Annotated in this window: 14 protein-coding genes; 8 read left to right on the top strand and 6 right to left on the bottom strand. The window is 59.9% G+C overall.

Going from position 1 to position 17,233, the window contains the following annotated elements; genetic code table 11:
• Positions 1-76 precede the first annotated feature (76 nt).
• Positions 77-3,487 carry a diguanylate cyclase gene (locus QCD60_RS19025; protein WP_279787786.1) on the top strand — a complete coding sequence of 1,137 codons (3,411 nt, stop codon included), beginning with the start codon at positions 77-79 and terminating at the stop codon, positions 3,485-3,487.
• Between the two features lie 23 nt (positions 3,488-3,510).
• Here the strand turns inward: QCD60_RS19025 and QCD60_RS19020 are convergent, their stop codons facing one another.
• From QCD60_RS19020 to QCD60_RS19010, 3 genes are all read right to left on the bottom strand, one after another.
• Positions 3,511-4,737, bottom strand: coding sequence for a glycosyl transferase (locus tag QCD60_RS19020; protein WP_279787785.1), 1,227 nt, complete (start codon positions 4,735-4,737; stop codon positions 3,511-3,513).
• Entirely contained in the window at positions 4,730-5,581 is an 852-nt protein-coding gene (locus tag QCD60_RS19015; protein WP_279787784.1) for an HAD-IIB family hydrolase, read from the bottom strand. The genes QCD60_RS19020 and QCD60_RS19015 overlap by 8 nt, the downstream gene beginning before the upstream one ends.
• Positions 5,582-5,894: 313 nt before the next feature.
• Positions 5,895-6,824 carry a LysR family transcriptional regulator gene (locus QCD60_RS19010; protein WP_279787783.1) on the bottom strand — a complete coding sequence of 310 codons (930 nt, stop codon included), beginning with the start codon at positions 6,822-6,824 and terminating at the stop codon, positions 5,895-5,897.
• A gap of 166 nt (positions 6,825-6,990) precedes the next feature.
• On the opposite strand from QCD60_RS19010, the gene QCD60_RS19005 reads away from it, so the two are divergent.
• The 7 genes from QCD60_RS19005 (at position 6,991) to QCD60_RS18975 (ending at position 14,787) form a co-directional block, all read left to right on the top strand.
• Positions 6,991-8,472, top strand: a complete 1,482-nt coding sequence (locus tag QCD60_RS19005; RefSeq protein ID WP_279787782.1) for an MFS transporter — start codon at positions 6,991-6,993, stop codon at positions 8,470-8,472.
• 102 nt (positions 8,473-8,574) lie between these two features.
• Positions 8,575-9,492, top strand: coding sequence for a LysR family transcriptional regulator (locus tag QCD60_RS19000; protein ID WP_279787781.1), 918 nt, complete (start codon positions 8,575-8,577; stop codon positions 9,490-9,492).
• Between the two features lie 14 nt (positions 9,493-9,506).
• Positions 9,507-10,409 carry a LysR family transcriptional regulator gene (locus QCD60_RS18995; protein WP_279787780.1) on the top strand — a complete coding sequence of 301 codons (903 nt, stop codon included), beginning with the start codon at positions 9,507-9,509 and terminating at the stop codon, positions 10,407-10,409.
• A gap of 107 nt (positions 10,410-10,516) precedes the next feature.
• Positions 10,517-11,143 (top strand): glutathione S-transferase, encoded by a 627-nt coding sequence (locus QCD60_RS18990; RefSeq protein WP_279787779.1) that lies wholly within the window; start codon positions 10,517-10,519, stop codon positions 11,141-11,143.
• 31 nt (positions 11,144-11,174) lie between these two features.
• Complete coding sequence (locus QCD60_RS18985; protein ID WP_279787778.1) at positions 11,175-12,131, top strand: pyridoxamine 5'-phosphate oxidase family protein; 957 nt, start codon at positions 11,175-11,177, stop codon at positions 12,129-12,131.
• A 28-nt stretch (positions 12,132-12,159) separates the two neighbouring features.
• Positions 12,160-12,639, top strand: a complete 480-nt coding sequence (locus QCD60_RS18980) for a nuclear transport factor 2 family protein (RefSeq protein ID WP_279787777.1) — start codon at positions 12,160-12,162, stop codon at positions 12,637-12,639.
• Between the two features lie 318 nt (positions 12,640-12,957).
• Positions 12,958-14,787 (top strand): vanadium-dependent haloperoxidase, encoded by a 1,830-nt coding sequence (locus QCD60_RS18975; protein ID WP_279787776.1) that lies wholly within the window; start codon positions 12,958-12,960, stop codon positions 14,785-14,787.
• A 181-nt stretch (positions 14,788-14,968) separates the two neighbouring features.
• Here QCD60_RS18975 and QCD60_RS18970 read toward each other — a convergent pair whose 3' ends face one another.
• The 3 genes from QCD60_RS18970 to QCD60_RS18960 all read right to left on the bottom strand — a co-directional run bounded on the left by QCD60_RS18970 (position 14,969) and on the right by QCD60_RS18960 (position 16,924).
• Positions 14,969-15,604 carry a DUF6438 domain-containing protein gene (locus QCD60_RS18970; protein WP_279787775.1) on the bottom strand — a complete coding sequence of 212 codons (636 nt, stop codon included), beginning with the start codon at positions 15,602-15,604 and terminating at the stop codon, positions 14,969-14,971.
• A 406-nt stretch (positions 15,605-16,010) separates the two neighbouring features.
• Positions 16,011-16,553: an MAPEG family protein gene (locus tag QCD60_RS18965; RefSeq protein WP_279787774.1), complete on the bottom strand. Its 543-nt coding sequence runs from the start codon at positions 16,551-16,553 to the stop codon at positions 16,011-16,013.
• Positions 16,554-16,630: 77 nt separating this feature from the next.
• Positions 16,631-16,924, bottom strand: coding sequence for a cysteine-rich CWC family protein (locus QCD60_RS18960; RefSeq protein ID WP_279787773.1), 294 nt, complete (start codon positions 16,922-16,924; stop codon positions 16,631-16,633).
• Between the last annotated feature and the right edge of the window lie 309 nt (positions 16,925-17,233).

Here is a 17,233-nt window from a genome sequence, read left to right as displayed (position 1 = left end):
AAGCCTCCCGATTCTTGTCGGACATCGGATTCATGGACGATGACGATAATAACGACGTGCAGCAACAGGACGCCCTTTGAAATACGTCTTCTGCCCGCAGCAAGCTCTGTTCGACCCTGCCTCTCGTTTTGGCAGCCTGTCTGCGCTCGTATTCAGCTTTGCCCTCGTCTTCGCCACGACGCTGTTCAGCCTTTCGCTGATCTGGCTGCCCGAAGGCGCGACCTCTATCTGGTTGTCGGATGGTCTTGCCGCAGCACTGGTGTTTCGTACTCATCCGGCGCGCCGGCTATGGATCTGGCTCGGTATTGCCCTGGCCATTGTCGGCTCGCATCTCCTCTACGCTATGCCGCTGACGGTGACGCCGCTGCCGGTACTGGCACACCTGCCTGCCATCCTGCTGCTTTGCCAGCTGCTCGAGCGCCTGCAGCTGGACCACCTCACCCCCAATGAACCGGAGCAGATATTTACCGTACTGGGGCTTGCCGTGCTGCTGCCGCCGCTACTGAGCTCCACCCTGGGGCAGGTGCTGGCCACCACCCTCTACCCCGGTCTGCCGCTGCCAGAGAAAGCCACCTGGCTGCGCTGGCTGATGGGCGACAGCTATGGCCTGATGATCAGCCTGCCGCTGGCACTGAGCTGCAATGGCCAGCGCCTGCGCCAGCTGTGGGAAGAGCGCCCCGTGGCCAATCTGCTTATTCTCGGCATCTCCACCGCAGCCACGTACAACGCCGCCATGTACTTCCCTTATCCCTACATCTTCATTCTGGTGCCGATTCTCGCCGCGGCGCTGTTCCTGCCCTATTTCACCAGTTTGCTGCTCAATGCCTATACCGTCCTGCTGGCGACATTTATCCATGACTTCAAACCGCTGCCGATTGCCGATCTGCAGACCGACAGCATTGCCGCCCTGCACAGCCTGCCGTTCTTCATACTGGTCATCACCTCCTTTGTGTTCGCCTCCTATATCAACCGGCTGCACCATGACCGCCGCCTCATCCTCGAGAATGAGCAGCGCTTTCGGGGAGCAATGAACAGTTCAGCCTTTGGCATGGCGCTGGTATCACCGGCTGGCTATTACCTTGAGGTCAATCAGGCCCTGTGCCGGATGCTTGGCTACAGCGCCGAGGAGCTGCGCAGGATTCGCTATCAGGAGCTGACCGTCGCCCAGGATCTGCCCAACAACGTGCTACTGGACACCCGCCTGCTGCAGGGCCAGCTCAGTGAAGTGCATCTCGACAAGCGTTATATCCGTCGCGACGGCACGACTTTCTGGTGCCATGTGGCCACCAGCATCGTCCGCGACGAGCAGGGAGAGCCACTGTACTTCGTTGCCCAGATTCATGACATCGACCGCGAAAAACGCCTGCAGCTGGTCAACCAGCATCTGCATGAGCGGGTACAGCTGGCACTGCAGGCGGGCAGCATGGGTGTCTGGGAGTGGCGCCCCGGCAGCGATGATCTGATCATCGATGCACGCATGGCGGCGCTCTATCACCTGCCTGCCGAGCAGACCACCCTCAGTCGCGAGTACTGGGAAAGTCTGGTCCATCCGGATGACCGCGAAAAGCTGACCCAGCTGGCCTATCAGGCCGCTTCTGGCACGACGACCCTCGACACCCTGTTTCGTATCAGGGCCCGTGATGGCGGCCTGCGCTATATCCGTACCCTGGCCATGGTGCTGCGTAACAGTGAGGGGCAGATAGAACGGCTGGTGGGGCTGGACTGGGATGTGACCGAATCGCAGAAGATGACCGATGCCCTGTTCGAGGAAAAGGAGCGCCTGCATATCACCCTGCAGTCCATTGGCGATGCCGTGCTCTGCACTGACAATCAGGGTCGCATCACCTTTATGAATCCGGCGGCGGAACGCCTGACCGGCTGGCCACTGGCCGACGCCCTGCAGCGAGACATCGAACAGGTACTGGACATCCGTGATGCCGATACCCTCAAAGTCATGCCCAACCCCGCCAGACGCTGTCTGGAGCAAGGTCAGGAGTCCTGCCTGAATGACAACTCGGTACTGATCAACCGTCATGGCGAGCAGCTGGATATTCATGACTCCGCCGCCCCGGTGCGTACCCGCGACGGTCAGCTGCTCGGCACCGTACTGGTGTTCCAGAACGTTACTCAGGCACGGGAGATGCAGCGCACCCTGCGCCATCAGGCCAGTCACGATGCCCTCACCGGCCTGTTTAACCGCAGTAAGTTCGAGCATGAGCTGACCACCCTGCTGCACAATCTCAACGATGAGGATGCCGAGCACGTACTGGCCTTTATCGATCTGGATCGCTTCAAGATCGTCAACGATTCGGCCGGCCACGCCGCAGGCGACGCCTTTCTCAAGCAGATCGCCGGACTGCTCAGCCAGCGCATTCGTGGCAGCGATATTCTGGCCCGTCTGGGCGGTGATGAGTTTGGCCTGCTGTTCTACAACTGCAGCACCGACAAGGCTCAGCGGCTCTGCGAACAGCTGATCCAGGCCATTGAGTCGCTGCGGCTGGTGTGGGACGAACGGGCCTACGATGTCAGCGCCAGCATTGGCATCGCCGCCATCGGCCAGGGCAACAGCAATATCACCGAGCTGATGAGCCGTGCCGACGTGGCCTGCTTTTCGGCCAAGCATGCCGGGCGTGGCCGGGTGGCCCTGTATCAGTCACACAATGGTGATGTGGCCCGCCATCACTCGGAAATTCTGCTGGCCTCTGGTGTGCGCGAAGCGCTGGAAAATGACCGCTGCGTGCTGTACGCCCAGCCGATTGTGGCAACGTCGGCACTGACGCCCCACGCCCACATCGAGATTTTGCTGCGGATGCTGGATGACAGCGGTGAACTGCTGTCTCCCACCATTTTCATCCCGGCGGCAGAACGCTACGGCCTGATGTCGCAACTCGACCGCTGGGTGGTCAATCAGGTCCTGAAGATCAAGGGAGCCATGCTGGCCGCCTATCCGGGGCTGATTGTCGGTATGAACCTGTCAGCCAACTCGCTGGATGATCCGCGTTTTGCCGACTTCCTGCTGCAGAGTATTGAACAGTCAGTGCTGCCACCCGAGCGTATCTGCTTTGAAGTGACCGAAACGGCCATCATCAACCATCTGGCAGAGGCGACCCAGCTGATCAGCCGCCTGCGGGAACGTGGCTGTCTGATTGCACTGGATGACTTCGGCAGTGGCCTCAGCTCCTTTGCCTACCTCAAGCAGTTCCCGGTGGATGTGATCAAGATTGATGGCGCCTTCATAAAACAGCTGCCGGACAACCCCACCGACCGCGCTATCGTTGAATGCATACACGGGCTGGCGAGCCGCATCAATGCCATTACCGTGGCCGAGTATGTAGAAAACGACGCCATCCGCCGTACCGTACAGGACATTGGCATTCACTACGTGCAGGGCTATGGCATTGCTCGCCCGGCACCGCTGGAAGGCTGTCTGGCCTGGCTGGAAGCCCAGGCGGCACAGACACTGCTGGCCGCCGAACTTCCTCATTAGCCGGCGGCCCTCACGGCCGCCGCTCAGACATGGCCGAGATTGTCCTCCTCCACCGCGGCATGCATGCGTTCCTGCAAATCAGGAATGGCGGCCTGCACCCGGCTCCAGCTCGGGATAAAGGGTTTGTCATGGGGGTTATCGAGGAAGATGCGCCCGGCCTCCATCAGATTCTGGGCAAACAGCTCCACCGCCTGCTCCTCGCTGTGGCGATCGACCTTGAGGCCATTCATCACCGCATCGTTGTAGTAGGTCTCGATAATATCCAGCGCAATGCGGTAGTAGGTGGCCTTGATGGTGCGGAACGACTCGGCACTGATCTGCACGCCGAGAGTGGCCAGCTTGCGGTAGATGGCCTTGGCAATATCGAGGCTCATGCGGTCGAGGCCGCCGCGCTGTTCGGCCTCCTTGTCGATCAGGCACTGGTGCTTGTGATCATAGGCATCGGCAATATCCACCTGACACAGGCGCTTGGTCGAGTAGTTGCGGTGCACCTCTGACAGCACGCCGATTTCCAGCCCCCAGTCGCTGGGGATACGGATATCGTTGAGCACATCGACACGCATGGAGAACTCACCGGACAGCGGATAACGATAGCTGTCGAGGTATTCAAGGTACGGTAGCGGCCCATAGATTTTCTTCAGGGCGCGAATCATTGGCGTCACCAGCAGGCGGCTGACACGGCCATTGAGCTTGCCTTCGGCAATACGCGAGTAGTAGCCCTTGCAGAACTCGTAGTTGAACTGTGGGTTGGCCACCGGATAAATCAGCCGCGCCAGCATCTCGCGGTCATAGGTGACGATGTCACAGTCATGCAGCGCCACCGCTTCAGCCCGTGCCGAGGCCAGCACATAACCACTGCAGTACCAGACATTACGCCCCTTGCCCGGCTCCTGCGGAGACAGCCCTTCGGCTTCCAGCTCTGCATCCAGCGCCCGCAGGCGCGGGCCGTCGTTCCACAGAATGCGGTGATGCTGCGGCAGGCGGGAGAAAAACTCGCGGGCAAACAGAAACTGATCACGGTCGGCACGGTCCAGACCAATCACGATTTCCGACAGGTAAGGCACTTTGGCCAGACAGTTGACGATATTGTCCAGCGCCGGCCCTTCCAGCTCGGAGAACAGCGACGGCAGGATCAGGCTCATCGGCCGCTTGCTGGCAAAGCGCACCAGATCGGCCTCCAGCGCCTCCACCGGGCGACGGGTCAGATTATGAAAGTTGGTGATAATACCGTTCTGATAGAAATCACTCATTGTTATGCTCCAGGCCAGCGACCAGCCAGTAGTCCATCCCTTCCACCCAGCCAGTCGGCCCAGTGGATGCTGTGCGATACAAGCGGGAAGGATCATCCATGTACGAAGGAAGGAGAGGCTGATAACCAGCCCCGCGAATCAATACGCCATAGCGGGCCGTCGCCAGCATCGGCAGATCATTGGCGCCGTCTCCCAGCGCCAGTGTCAGAGGCTGCACCCTGTGCAGCTGGTGATAACGTCCGGCCAGCCAGGTCAGGGCCACGCCCTTACTGCTGCGGCCGGTGACGTGATAAAAACGGCCACCACGAATCAGTGACAGCCCCTGTTGCTGCAAAGCCTGCCGAAACAGCGTGAGCCGTTCGGCACTGTCTTCCCACAGCAAGGGTTCACTGGCTTCACGGGCATGGGCCTGCCGTGCTTTGGCCAACGGCAGTCCGGTATAGTGCTGCACTCCCTCCACCCCGAGATCAGCGAAACCGCGAAAGGCATAGCCGTGCTCTTCACGCAGCGCCGCCACCGCCCGGCGCAGAGTGGCATAGTCTGCCCCCAGATGAATGCGGGTCCAGCCCTGTGTATCCACGGCCGGGTCTGCCATGGCGCGCCAGCCCGGCGGCAGCAGCACACAGCCGCCGTTTTCCACCACACAGGGATAGTCCTTCAGCCCCAGCTCCTGTCGCAGGGTGCCCAGTTCGGCAGCAGTTTTGCTGGTATTGGCAATCACCGGCACACGCTGCTCGCGCAAAAAACGCAACCAGCCCGCCGCGGGTTGCCAGTCATAGCTGTGATGATCGAGCAGTGACCCATCGAGATCCGTCAGCACCATCAGATTGTCTGGCAGGCTCACTTCAATCTCCTCCAAAGCAGGTTCATGTATTCCAGCAAGGGCTGTTATCCAGCCAAACTTCAGCAGGCTTTCTGCGCAAACGCAGAAAACATGCACTCTGTAGAGCACATGCAGAATCAATGCCATTGCTTATGACAAGAAAAATCGCTTATGGATGAGAGGCTTAGCGCAGCAGCGTGTCAGACAAGTTGCTGCAGCGCGAAAAAATTACTGGCACGGTGGGAGAAAAGCACAGCGCAGGCCATGACGGGGGCCAGCTGCTTCTGATAAACGCTTTTTGATAAGAGCCCTTGATAAGGGTTATTGATAGCAATCAGCCCGGCACCCGCTGCTGACAGGTCTTCCTGATCAGCTGGCGCAACCAGCGATGGGCCAGATCATTGTCATTACGCGGATGCCACATCAGCGATACGGTGATGCTCTGCGTCGCCACTGGCAGGGCAAAGGTATGCAGGGCAGCGGGCTGGCCCTGCGCCGCCCCCGTATGCTGATGCAGCAGAAAGGATGCCGGTACCAGCGCCACCAGCTCGGATGCTCGCGCCACCGCCAGTGCCGCGGGAAAGCTCGGCACCACGGCGACCACATTACGGCTGAGACCGATCTGCTCCAGCGCCTCATCCACCAGCCCGACACTCTGGCCACGGCGCGACACCACCACATGGCCATAGGCCACATACTGCTCGGCACCCACTTCTGTCAGCCGGGCCAGCGGGTGCCCTGTTCTGACTACCGCGATAAAGTGATCACGGAACAGCGACTGCACACGGATTTCCGGCCCCATTTGTCCCAGTACGCCGATTTCCAGATCTACCAGCCCTTCACGCAGATAGCGGGAGGTTTTCTCCGGCTTGGGCGCAAAGCTCAGGCGCACACCCGGTGCTTCGGCCGTTACCGCCGCAATCAGTGGCGCACCAAAGGCTTCGATAAAGCCATCGTTAGCACGCAGAGTGAATGTACGTTGCAGCGTCTCGGGTTGCAGTTCGGTCAGTGCCGGACGCAGCAGCGCCTGCACCTCGCGCAGCGCCAGCTGGCTGCGTTCACGAATGGCCTCGGCATGGGGCGTCAGCACCATCTGCCGCCCGGCGCGCACCAGCAGCGGGTCGCCTGTAACATTACGCAGCCGGAGCAGGGTGCGGCTCATGGCCGAGGCACTCAGCCCGAGCCGACGCGCAGCCCCCGCCACACTGACTTCACTGAGCAGGGCATCCAGTGCGGCAAGCAGGTTGAAATCGGGCTCAGACATGGTGATAAGGCTCCTGGCATGAACAGATACATGGCGTCTGCTGCAACTATAAAGTGCAACGGCTGCGCCTTCCGACAGGTATGGAGCATACGTATATTGCCATGACGACGACAACAATCACTGTGCTCAACATTCCCGGCTGAGCCTCCTTGTGAGGGAATACCTGATGGAACTCTTTTCCGATCGCCCAGGCGATCAGGGCCTGCCCGGCAGGCAGCGTGCTCAGGCCATGATCGGGGTCATGCTGCTGACCACCATGGCCGTTTTCGACGGCACCATGATCAATATCGCTCTGCCCCATATCGCCCGGTCGCTGGAGGTCAGCACCAGTGCGGCCATCTGGGTGACCAACGGCTATCTGCTGGCCACGGTGATGACTCTAGCCTTTTTTGCCGCGCTGGCAGCACGAGTAGGCTTTCGTACCCAGTTCACTGTCGGGCTGGTGGTATTCGTGCTGGCCTCGGCCGGGTGTGCCGCGGCGACTTCGCTGCCGATGCTGGTCGCCATGCGTCTGCTGCAGGGGCTGGGTGGAGCCGCGACCTTAAGTATTGCGCCAGCCATTCACCGCTCGATATTCCCCAACCGCCTGCTCGGGCGCATTCTCGGCATCAATGCCCTGCTGATTGCCACCTGCACCGCCGCCGCGCCTTTGCTGGCGGGGGCCATGCTGTCGCTGCTGGACTGGCGCTGGCTGTTCGCCATCAACGTGCCGCTGGGGCTGGTTGCCCTGCTGATGTGTATGCGCGTGCTGCCCAGCCACAAGAGCGACACCCGTGCCCCCTTTGATGTTGCCGGTGCGCTCTGGTCAGCGCTGATGCTCGGTGCGGTAATCATGGCCGTGGAAGCCATCTCGCCGTCATCCGCCGCGGTGGCCAGCCAGCAGCAATGGCTCAGGGCGGCAGGCTTCGCGGCGCTGGCTATCATCAGTGGTGTGGCCTTTGTCCGTCGCCAGCATCGCGCTCCGGCCCCGCTGCTGCCATTAAGCCTGTTCAGCTCTATGCGTTTCTCGCTGGCAGCGCTGACCTCACTGGCCTCCTTTGTCAGTCAGGGCATCACCTTTGTCGCCCTGCCCATCCTGTTCCAGAGCGTCTATGGCTATAACGCCCTGATCGCCGCCCTGCTTTTTATCCCCTGGCCGCTGGGCATCATGCTCAGCGCCCCGCACGCTGGCCGCCTGTCAGATCGCCATTCACCGGCGCAGGTATCGACGGTCGGGCTGCTGATCTTCAGCCTGGGTCTGATCGCACTGGCGTTGCTGCCAGCCGAGCCGAGTGTCTGGGATATTGCCGCACGCAGCCTGATCTGCGGGCTGGGTTTCGGCTACTTCCAGAGCCCCAACAACCGCGAGATGCTTGGCAATGCCCCCCGAGAACTGAGCAGCTATGCCTCCGGCGTGCTGTCCATCGTCCGTACCTTTGGTCAGTGTCTGGGCGCGGCCTGTGTCGGGGTGGCACTGGCGCTGCTGGTATCGTCATCAATGACCGAGCAGCAAAGTCTGCCCCTGCAGGCACAGGCACTGCACTACAGCCTGTGGGTGGCGGCCATCTTCTCCGTCGCGGCCCTGCTGCTAAGTTACAGCCGTATCCGGCGTGCCCGGCAGGAAGTTGAGGTAAGCGACGGGGCCAGCACCGCGCAGAGCAAGCCTTAGCAGGCAAGACGGTGGCAACCATACTCTGACAGGCAGTCTGCGCGTGGATGTTCACGGCAACAGCGCTACACTCAGCAACTCATTGCACAGGAAAGGCCCGCCATGGACAGATTTCAGGAAATGCAGGTGTTGCTGACCGTGGTGGAACAGGGCAGTTTTGCCCGCGCCGCTGAACGGCTGAATACCTCGGCACCGTCGGTGACACGGGCGATTGCCGCGCTGGAGCAACGGCTGGGTGTAGTGCTGCTGTCACGCACCACGCGCAGCCTGCGCCTGACCGACGCCGGCCAGCGTTATGCCGCAGACAGCCGGCGTATTCTGGCGGAGCTGCTGGAGGCCGAAGAATCGGCCGCCGGCAGCCACAGTACCCCGCGCGGTCAGCTGCTGGTAACCGCTCCGGTGCTGTTTGGCGAGCAGTATGTGACGCCGGTGCTGGTGGATTATCTGCAACAGTATCCCGAAGTCGATATCCGCGCCCTGCTGGTAGACCGCGTGGTCAATATGGTCGACGAAGGGGTAGAAGTGGCGGTACGCATCGGCCATCTGCCCGAACAGGACAATGCCATTCGTGTCGGTCAGGTGCGTCGGGTCGTCTGTGCCGCCCCCGCGTATCTGCAGCAGTATGGTTACCCGCGCCATCCCGAGGATCTGCATCAGGCCCGCATCGTCATGCCCTCCAGCAGCGGTTTGTTCACCGAGTGGTGTTTCATCGATCAGGGCGTGGAGCTGCCGTTTCAGCCTTCACCACGGCTGGTCGTCACCGCCATACAGGCGGCCATCAATGCAGCCGTGGCGGGCTGGGGGATTACGCAGGTGCTGTCCTATCAGGTGGCCAGTGAGGTGAAAAGCGGCGCGCTGGAAGTGCTGCTGGAAGACTATGAACAGCCGCCGCTGCCTATTCATGTGGTGTATCAGGGAACACGCCGCAACAGCGCCAAGGTACGCAGTTTCGTCGACTTTTGTGTGGCGCATCTGCGTCAGCAGCTGGCTGCCAACACCGGCGTCACCGCGCTGCCATGAGTCGCCTGCAGCAGATGAGCATTTTTGTCGCCGTGGCAGAGGGTGGCAGTCTGGCGGCCGCCTCGCGCAGCCTGTCACTGTCGATCCAGACGGTGATGCGCAGCATCCATGCGCTGGAGCAGCGCCTTGACACCGTGCTGCTGCAACGCAGCCCACGAGGGATAGCACTGACACCAGCCGGGCAGCAGTTTGCCCGAGACTGCCGCCAGCTGCTGCAGGACAGCGAACAGGCTGAAGCGTCGGTACAGGGCCTGCATCATCAGCCGCAGGGCAAAGTGATGCTGACCGCGCCCCTGTGTTTCAGCCGCCATGCCCTGCCCGCCCTGCTCAGCCAGTTCCTCAGCTTCTACCCGCAGCTTGAGCTGCACTGCCAGTTCAGCGACAGCCCGGTCAACCTGCATCAGGACGGGATCGATGTCGCCCTGCATATCGGCTCCCTGCCCGACTCGACCCTCTACGCCCGACCGCTGGGCAGACTACCGATGCTGTTGTGCGCCAGCCCGGCCTATCTGGCCCGGGCGGGTATCCCGACGCAGCCGGAAGAGCTGCACCGGCATCGCATCATCCATGACCGCATAGACCATCGTCTGGCCGAATGGCCGCTGCGGCAGTCGGGCCAGCCTGTGCTGTTGCGCCTGACCCCGGCGCTGTATACCACCACCACTCAGTCCGCCATCCAGGCCGCCTGCCACGGCGGCGGCATCGTGCGGGCCAGTCGCTTTGAGCTGCAACGCGAACTGGAGCAAGGCACCCTGCAGACCCTGCTGGATGCCTCACAGCCCGCTGCCGTGCCGCTGTCAGTGCTGTATCGCGAAGGGCCGAGGGCCGCCGCACGTATCCGCGCGCTGGTGGACTTTCTGCAACAGCAGTTGAGCCTGCACCCCGCCTTGAACAGTCAGAATAATTACACTGAATGAAATAGTGGATTGCGATTTGTGGTTATTCTGCCCAGATAGTTAAAGGAGCAACATGGTTCTCACTCAACGACGCCACCCCTTCCGGCAACGAGTACAAGGAGAACACCATGTCACAGCCTTCCCTGACCCTGTATCACTTCCCTCTCTCAGGCCATGCTCATCGTGCCGAACTGATGCTGTCCCTGCTGGGGCTGCCGTTCAAACGGGTGCTGGTCAATCTGGCCAGTGGCGAGCACAAACAGCCTGCCTTCCTCGCACTCAATGCGTTCGGGCAGGTGCCGGTACTGGATGACAACGGCACGGTCATCGCCGATTCCAATGCCATTCTGGTCTATCTGGCCCAGCGCTACGGCGCGGAGTCCTGGCTGCCCCAGGCCCCCGTCGCTCAGGCCGCGGTGCAGCGCTGGCTGTCGGTCGCCGCCGGACAGATCGCTTACGGCCCCTGTGCTGCCAGGCTGATTACCGTTTTTGGCAGCCAGCTCAATGCCAGTGAGGTGATCGACCGGGCGCATCAGATACTGGCGATTATCGATAATGAGCTGTCACAGCGCGCCTTCCTTGTCGGTGAGCAGCCCACCATCGCTGATGTAGCCTGCTACACCTATATCGCTCATGCCCCCGAGGGCAACGTCAGCCTCGACAGCTATCCCCATGTGCAAAGCTGGCTGCAGCGTATCGAAGCGCTGCCGGGATTCGTGCCCATGCCACAGACCGCTGCCGGACTGCGGGCTTAACCGGTCAGACATGCAGCGGGAGTAGCCGATCATGAGCACAGGTGTATGGCATCAGGGTGAGCAACAGCTGCAGGCCAGTATCGGCATGCAGGAGCGGCTGGCGTCCGTCGGCCAGCAGGTGTTGCGCGATTATCTGACCGAGCAGTTGCGCAGCTTCTTCCCGCTACTGCCCTTCGTGGTTGCCGCGGCGGCGGATGAAGACGGCTGGCCCTGGGCCAGCCTGTGGCAGGGTCAGCCGGGCTTTGTCAGCAGCCCCGACCCGCAGCAGCTGCATATTGCCACCACACTGCCAGCGGGTGATCCGCTGTCACCCTGGCTGCAGGCCGGTCAGGGGCTGGGGCTGCTGGGCATTGAGCTGGGCACGCGCCGGCGTAACCGGGTGAACGGCGTGGTGCAGCAACGCAACGAACACACGATGGTGTTAAAGGTGGAACAGGCGTTTGGCAACTGCCCGCGCTTTATCCAGCAGCGCCAGCCACTGCCACCCCGGCCTGAAAGTGACGGGGAACAGGCCGAACAGCTGACCACGCTGGATGCTGCCGCCCGCTCGCTGATCAGTCACGCCGATACCTTTTTTGTGGCCAGTCATGCGGGCGATCAGGCCCGACGTGATGGCCATCTGCAGCTGGATGTGTCGCACCGGGGTGGCCCGCCGGGGTTTGTGCAGCTACAGGGGGACCGTCTGCTGATCCCTGACTACGCCGGCAATCGCTACTTTAATACCCTGGGCAACCTGCTGCTGCAGCCGCGCTGCGGGTTGCTGTTTATTGACTTTGAGCAGGGTGAAATGCTGCATGTGCAGGGGGAAGTGGAAGTTATTCTGCCCGATTCAGCCTCCCGTCAGGCACGTATTGCCGCCCTGCCCGGCGCCGAACGCCTGTGGCAAGTACAGATTCACAAGGTGCTGCGGCGCCGGCAGGCATTAACTCAGCCCTGGCAGTTACTGGCCTTTTCGCCAGCCAGCCAGGCCATTGCCGAAGGGCAATAATTCCATCAAAAACCAAGGAGTCCTCACCATGTCTACTCAGGATCAGGCACGTCCACCACTGCCCCCTTTTACCCACGACACCGCCACCATCAAAGTCCGCCTGGCTGAAGATGCCTGGAACAGCCGCGATCCGCAGCGCGTATCACTGGCTTACAGCGAAGACAGTCAGTGGCGTAACCGCAGCGAATTCCCACGCGGACGAGCCGAAATTGTCGACTTTCTCACCCGCAAATGGGCCAAAGAAGTGGAGTACCGGCTGATCAAGGAGCTATGGGCCTTCAGCGGCAATCGCATTGCTGTGCGCTTTGCCTACGAATGGCTGGACCACAATGGCCAGTGGTATCGCTCCTACGGCAATGAAAACTGGGAATTTGATGAACTGGGCCTGATGCAGCTGCGTTATGCCAGCATCAATGATCTGGCCATCAGCGCGGAACAACGGCTGTTCCACTGGCCACAGGGCAGACGCCCGGATGATCACCCGGGGCTGAGCGAACTGGGTCTGTAAGTGAGTGAGAACGCCACACGGTCTCGCGTGCAGTCAGGCCCCAAAGCAGCAGGCACTAAAGACAGGGAACTCAGTGCCTTTTTGCTACGTTCACTGAATACCATTTATTTTGAAACCTTCTGAAACCTTAATGCATCCAACCTCCACACAAGAAACACACCGCAATAACACTGTGTGTTTTTTGTGTGGCCACCGATGTTGTAGCGGCCACGGCAATACCGAATGTGCTTTAAACCAAGCCCCTGCGGCCTGGAGTGAGCCTCGTTATGTTGTCAGCCTCCTTCCGCGCCTGCAGATCGATAACAAGGAAAAACGATCATGCAGAAAACCCCCGTTCCTGTCAGTACCGTTACTAACGGCGATGATCTTCTCGTGTTTGATGGCGCCCGTTTTCTGGGCAACTTCCATAAAACTCTGCCCCACAACGAAAAGGGGGAGGTCGATGCCCAATCCTATATCGCCTTTGAAAAAATCTGTGATCAGCACGGCGATTTTGAACTCACCCCAGCCAGCGCGCCTGTTACCAACCTCAACCTCCCTCCTCCCGCTAACGGTACACCCAGCCAACTCACGGCGGCTCAGCTGGTCAACCCTCAGGCCGGGCGGGCAACCAATATCATTGGCCCTAACCCTATAGACCTGCAGATGCTGCCTGCCCCCAGCGTCCTGTCTTACTCCACCGCTGCCGAAATGGTGGAGCTGTACTGGATGGCCAAGCTGCGTGACACTGACCTCAACGACTTTGCCCTCCCAACTGCTCCGGGCCATCAATGCGTCAACAATGCCTGCAACAATATAAAGCAGGCGTATCAGAAAGCTCTGGATGCAGAGGGTCGTACCACCGGCGACCTGCGTCTGGGTCTGGATTTACCTCAGAACAATGGGCAGCTGCATATCGAGCCTGAAACCCTGTTCCGCTGTGGCCTGAAAGGTGAAGACAAAGGCCCGCTGATCAGCCAGTTTCTGCTGCACGATATCAACTATGGCGCACAGCTGATTCAGCAGACGCTGGTGCCTTACAAAGCGCGACGAGACTATCTGATCACCTTTGACGAGTGGCTGGCGGTGCAGAAAACAGGTAAGGACAAGTTCAACAATGACTATGGGAAGGACAACAACTACACCAGTGGTATTCAGGCCGCAACGCGTGAACTTTACTATGAGCCACAGCGTCGCAGAATCCAGACCCTGCGCGATCTGGCACGCTTAGTAAACCGGGATGCCCTGCACCAGACCTACTTCAATGCGGCACTGCTGCTGGACAGCTGGGGAGCGGATACCGATCCACACAATCCCTACAATGCCCTGCATCGGCAGATTGGCTTTGGTACGCTGGGCGGCCCCAACTTGCTGGCGCTGGTATCGGAGGTAGCTACCCGCGCACTGAAAGTCGTGTGGCGGCAGAAGTGGCTGCACCGCCGACTGCGGCCTGAGGTCTACGGCGGGTTGTTGCACGTTCAGGCCCGTAAAGGCAGAAACTATGGCTTGCCGCTGGAAACATTTGAAGGATTCTTCCCTGCAACCCTGTGGAACAAGACAGGCAGACGGTTTGTCGATCAATACCTGTTGCCGATGGCCTTCAGTGCTGGCAGCCCCTGCCACCCGTCATACGGTGCTGGGCACGCCAGCGTAGCCGGTGCCTGCGTCACCATACTCAAAGCGTGGTTTGACGAAGGCCAGCCTATAACTCAGCTGAAAGCCTTCGCTAACCCCGCTTCGAAAGACCCCTCCCCCTATTTCAGCGGCACCTTCACAGCCCCTCATGCTGCTGAAATTGTGGTAGCAGGCCAAATGCACCCCGGCCAGGCTGGATTCGACCCCGATACCCAGCTACGGATTTATACAGGTAATGATAAAGGTGCCATGACGGTTGGCGGTGAGCTTAACAAGCTGGCCTCCAATGTGGCCATGGGGCGCAGCATGGGAGGCGTACACTGGCGCAGTGACAACACCCGCAGCCTGCGACTGGGTGAGCAGGTGGCCACGGTGATGCTGTCACGCCTGATGCCGACCTATACCGAAAAGCCTACCCTCAGCTATACCAATTTCGATGGTAACGCGGTGAGCATCGGCCCGGATGGACATGTAAAAGTGGTCAATGACCCCGAGCTGGAAGCGCTCTACCAGCGTTTGCACCTGCTTTCTTGAGCTAAAAAAGGGCGCACAGCAGTGCGCCCTTTTAATTATCCAACGCATCCACTTTTGCTGATCATCAACGAGTGACGTCGCGGCTGCTTCAGCTTCGTGTCAGTACGACAAGTCATATAGATAAGCAGCGATCACAGGAAAAGCAGCAGCTCTACTCGCTTTATAAGGGAAAAAGCAGCAGCTAGCGCCTGCTGACGGCCAGCTCATCCAGCCGGAGTACCTCGCGCAGTTGCTCACTGACCGTCGCCGCCCGGTCGGTGATGCGGTTACTGCTGCAGCCGGTGTAATAATCGACGCTCTTGCTCTGCTGACCACTGCGGGCACTGATCTGCACTGACGGGCCGTCGGTGCGGTAATGCTGACAGACCTCGGCGGGGCCGCTGCCATCTTCACTGTGGTTGGTGATATTGCCCGGCAATGAGAAGAAGTCGGTCTGTTGCAGAATCTGGCTGGCCTGTTTAAAGACAGCCGGATCCAGTTTGCGCTCAGTCATACCCTGCTGGGCGGCATGCTGATGACCATTGAAGTATTCCGTCCCGTCGGCCAGCAACACGGCATCGAACACCGGACAGAAGCCAAAACAGGGCGTGGTGGAGTAAGCGATAAAGTCCTGCCCCTTCACCGGCACACTGGCCAGCCCCGGTGGCAGAGGTACTACGTCGGGCACCGGCTCAGCCTGCGATGGCGCAGAAGGTGCGACCTGATTACAGGCCGTCAGCAGGGCGGGCACCAGCAGCGGCAACACCCGTCGGGCAGGTGACGACAGCGCCCCGCCAGCCAGCATAGAGAAACGTTTTTTCCAGCCTTTGAAAGTCATTATGCAGAACCTCGGTATCCAAGAACGTGCCCACGATTTCACGAGCTAAGGCCAGACCGGGCGAAAAGCGCTGAGGAAACGGAGTTGAGCCTCCTTCACAGGCTGTTGAAAAACGTTATCGAGGAAGCCGAGACAAGGAAATACCCCGAGGACACAAGAAACAGGCGAAAAAGCGGAGTTTAGTGGACTAAATGAGCATTTTTAGCCTGTTTTTGACGCGGTATTCGGCAACGCAGATAGATTTTCAACAGCCTGTTAGAAGGTGAGTCACCTTGAATAAGCATTCCGGAGCACTTTTCAACGCTGTGAGGCCGACGCGCAGCAGATCGCGAACACGTTCTGACTGCTTCCATCCGAGCCTTTAATTGGGGATGGTCTGCACGGCAACAAGGAGGGCAACAGGTACTCAGTGCTGTACGAACCAGATCAGCTCGCCTACGCAAAGAAAGACCGAGGAATAGAACGTCAGCGCGAAGCCCAGCGAACGGGCCGCAGCACCGCGGGCATAGCCGAGCATGAACAGCGTCCGGCCGACCAGAAACAGCAGCGCAGCCACCGGCAGTACCGTCAGCGCCTTGATCGGCATGGCGATCAGCCAGATCAGCTGTACGGCAAAGGCCAGCACCGTCTGCTCCAGGGTATTCTGCAGGGTCGCCTGCAACAGCCTGGCACGTTGAGAGCCTTCGCTCAGGGCACTGCCATCAATGTCTTCAGCATGGAAGAAACGATGTTTGGCCAGCAGGGCAATATTGATCAGCAGCGGTAACACCAGCAGCACCAGCCATCTGGCGTGATTGACCACTCCGGTGGCGACATCGATATCCGGCAGCAAAAAGCTGGGGGAGAACCACAGCGCCGCCCCTTCGGCGGTCACCACCATCAGGGCGGCGATGACCATCCCCTGCAACACGCCCTGCTGCTTGCCACTCAACATCACTCTGGTCGTCATCTTGATTCCCTCTAGAGAGCCCAGCGAAAGCCAGACTGCCCAGCTAAAACCAGACTGCTCCGTAAAAGCCTCGCCGGTCAGCGATGGTCCTCTTCGCTCAGCCACCAGGGTTCGGTGGCAGCAGGTTCGCTGTCACTCTCCGAGTGTAGCTCAGACTTACGTACACAGAGTTCACAGATACAGGAAGGCGTGCCGCCCTGCAGGGCAGCCAGCCCCAGTAATGCCTGACTGAAGTCTACCCCGTAACACCAGCAGGTATGCACCGCCGCCACCTGCTCCTGCACGGTATGCACAGGCATCTGGCCAAGAAAGGCACAGTAGTTGGGCCCACCACACAGAGGACAGATACCAGCAGCTTCATTGTCCGCCATCAGTGTGCCCCCGGTTGAGTAGAGGGTTTACGGTAGTTGAGGATTCACGGTAAAAATTGAAAGGAATTGAGTCGTTACCCGCTGTCTGGGTCATACCACTTGCGCCCCATACTGTTCGACTCGCCACAAGCCACCCTTGGGCACCAAGGCTGGATGGTAGCTGGAATCAATCGTTATTTCGATTACAGAAACCACATTGCAGCGTTCTTTACGGAAAAATACCTTTACCTGAATCAAGCTCCCTGCAGAAACAGCGGTGGCGTAACAAGAAAACACAAAGGCCGCTGTTACAGCGGCCTTGCCTGGAAA

Source organism: Pokkaliibacter sp. MBI-7 (assembly GCF_029846635.1).
In the GTDB taxonomy this organism is placed as follows: Bacteria; Pseudomonadota; Gammaproteobacteria; order Pseudomonadales; family Balneatricaceae; genus Pokkaliibacter.
Note: the sequence above shows the minus strand (reverse complement) of the source record. Positions and strands in the feature narration are given on the sequence as shown.

Excerpts from the sequence above, each read along its gene's own strand:
- QCD60_RS18960 (WP_279787773.1), bottom strand. The coding sequence starts at position 16,924 with ATGGCGGACAATGAAGCTGCTGGTATCTGTCCTCTGTGTGGTGGGCCC.
- QCD60_RS18970 (WP_279787775.1), bottom strand. The coding sequence starts at position 15,604 with ATGACTTTCAAAGGCTGGAAAAAACGTTTCTCTATGCTGGCTGGCGGG.
- QCD60_RS18965 (WP_279787774.1), bottom strand. The coding sequence starts at position 16,553 with ATGACGACCAGAGTGATGTTGAGTGGCAAGCAGCAGGGCGTGTTGCAG.
- QCD60_RS18985 (WP_279787778.1), top strand. The coding sequence starts at position 11,175 with ATGAGCACAGGTGTATGGCATCAGGGTGAGCAACAGCTGCAGGCCAGT.
- QCD60_RS18980 (WP_279787777.1), top strand. The coding sequence starts at position 12,160 with ATGTCTACTCAGGATCAGGCACGTCCACCACTGCCCCCTTTTACCCAC.
- QCD60_RS18995 (WP_279787780.1), top strand. The coding sequence starts at position 9,507 with ATGAGCATTTTTGTCGCCGTGGCAGAGGGTGGCAGTCTGGCGGCCGCC.
- QCD60_RS19000 (WP_279787781.1), top strand. The coding sequence starts at position 8,575 with ATGGACAGATTTCAGGAAATGCAGGTGTTGCTGACCGTGGTGGAACAG.
- QCD60_RS19010 (WP_279787783.1), bottom strand. The coding sequence starts at position 6,824 with ATGTCTGAGCCCGATTTCAACCTGCTTGCCGCACTGGATGCCCTGCTC.
- QCD60_RS18990 (WP_279787779.1), top strand. The coding sequence starts at position 10,517 with ATGTCACAGCCTTCCCTGACCCTGTATCACTTCCCTCTCTCAGGCCAT.
- QCD60_RS18975 (WP_279787776.1), top strand. The coding sequence starts at position 12,958 with ATGCAGAAAACCCCCGTTCCTGTCAGTACCGTTACTAACGGCGATGAT.
- QCD60_RS19005 (WP_279787782.1), top strand. The coding sequence starts at position 6,991 with ATGGAACTCTTTTCCGATCGCCCAGGCGATCAGGGCCTGCCCGGCAGG.
- QCD60_RS19020 (WP_279787785.1), bottom strand. The coding sequence starts at position 4,737 with ATGAGTGATTTCTATCAGAACGGTATTATCACCAACTTTCATAATCTG.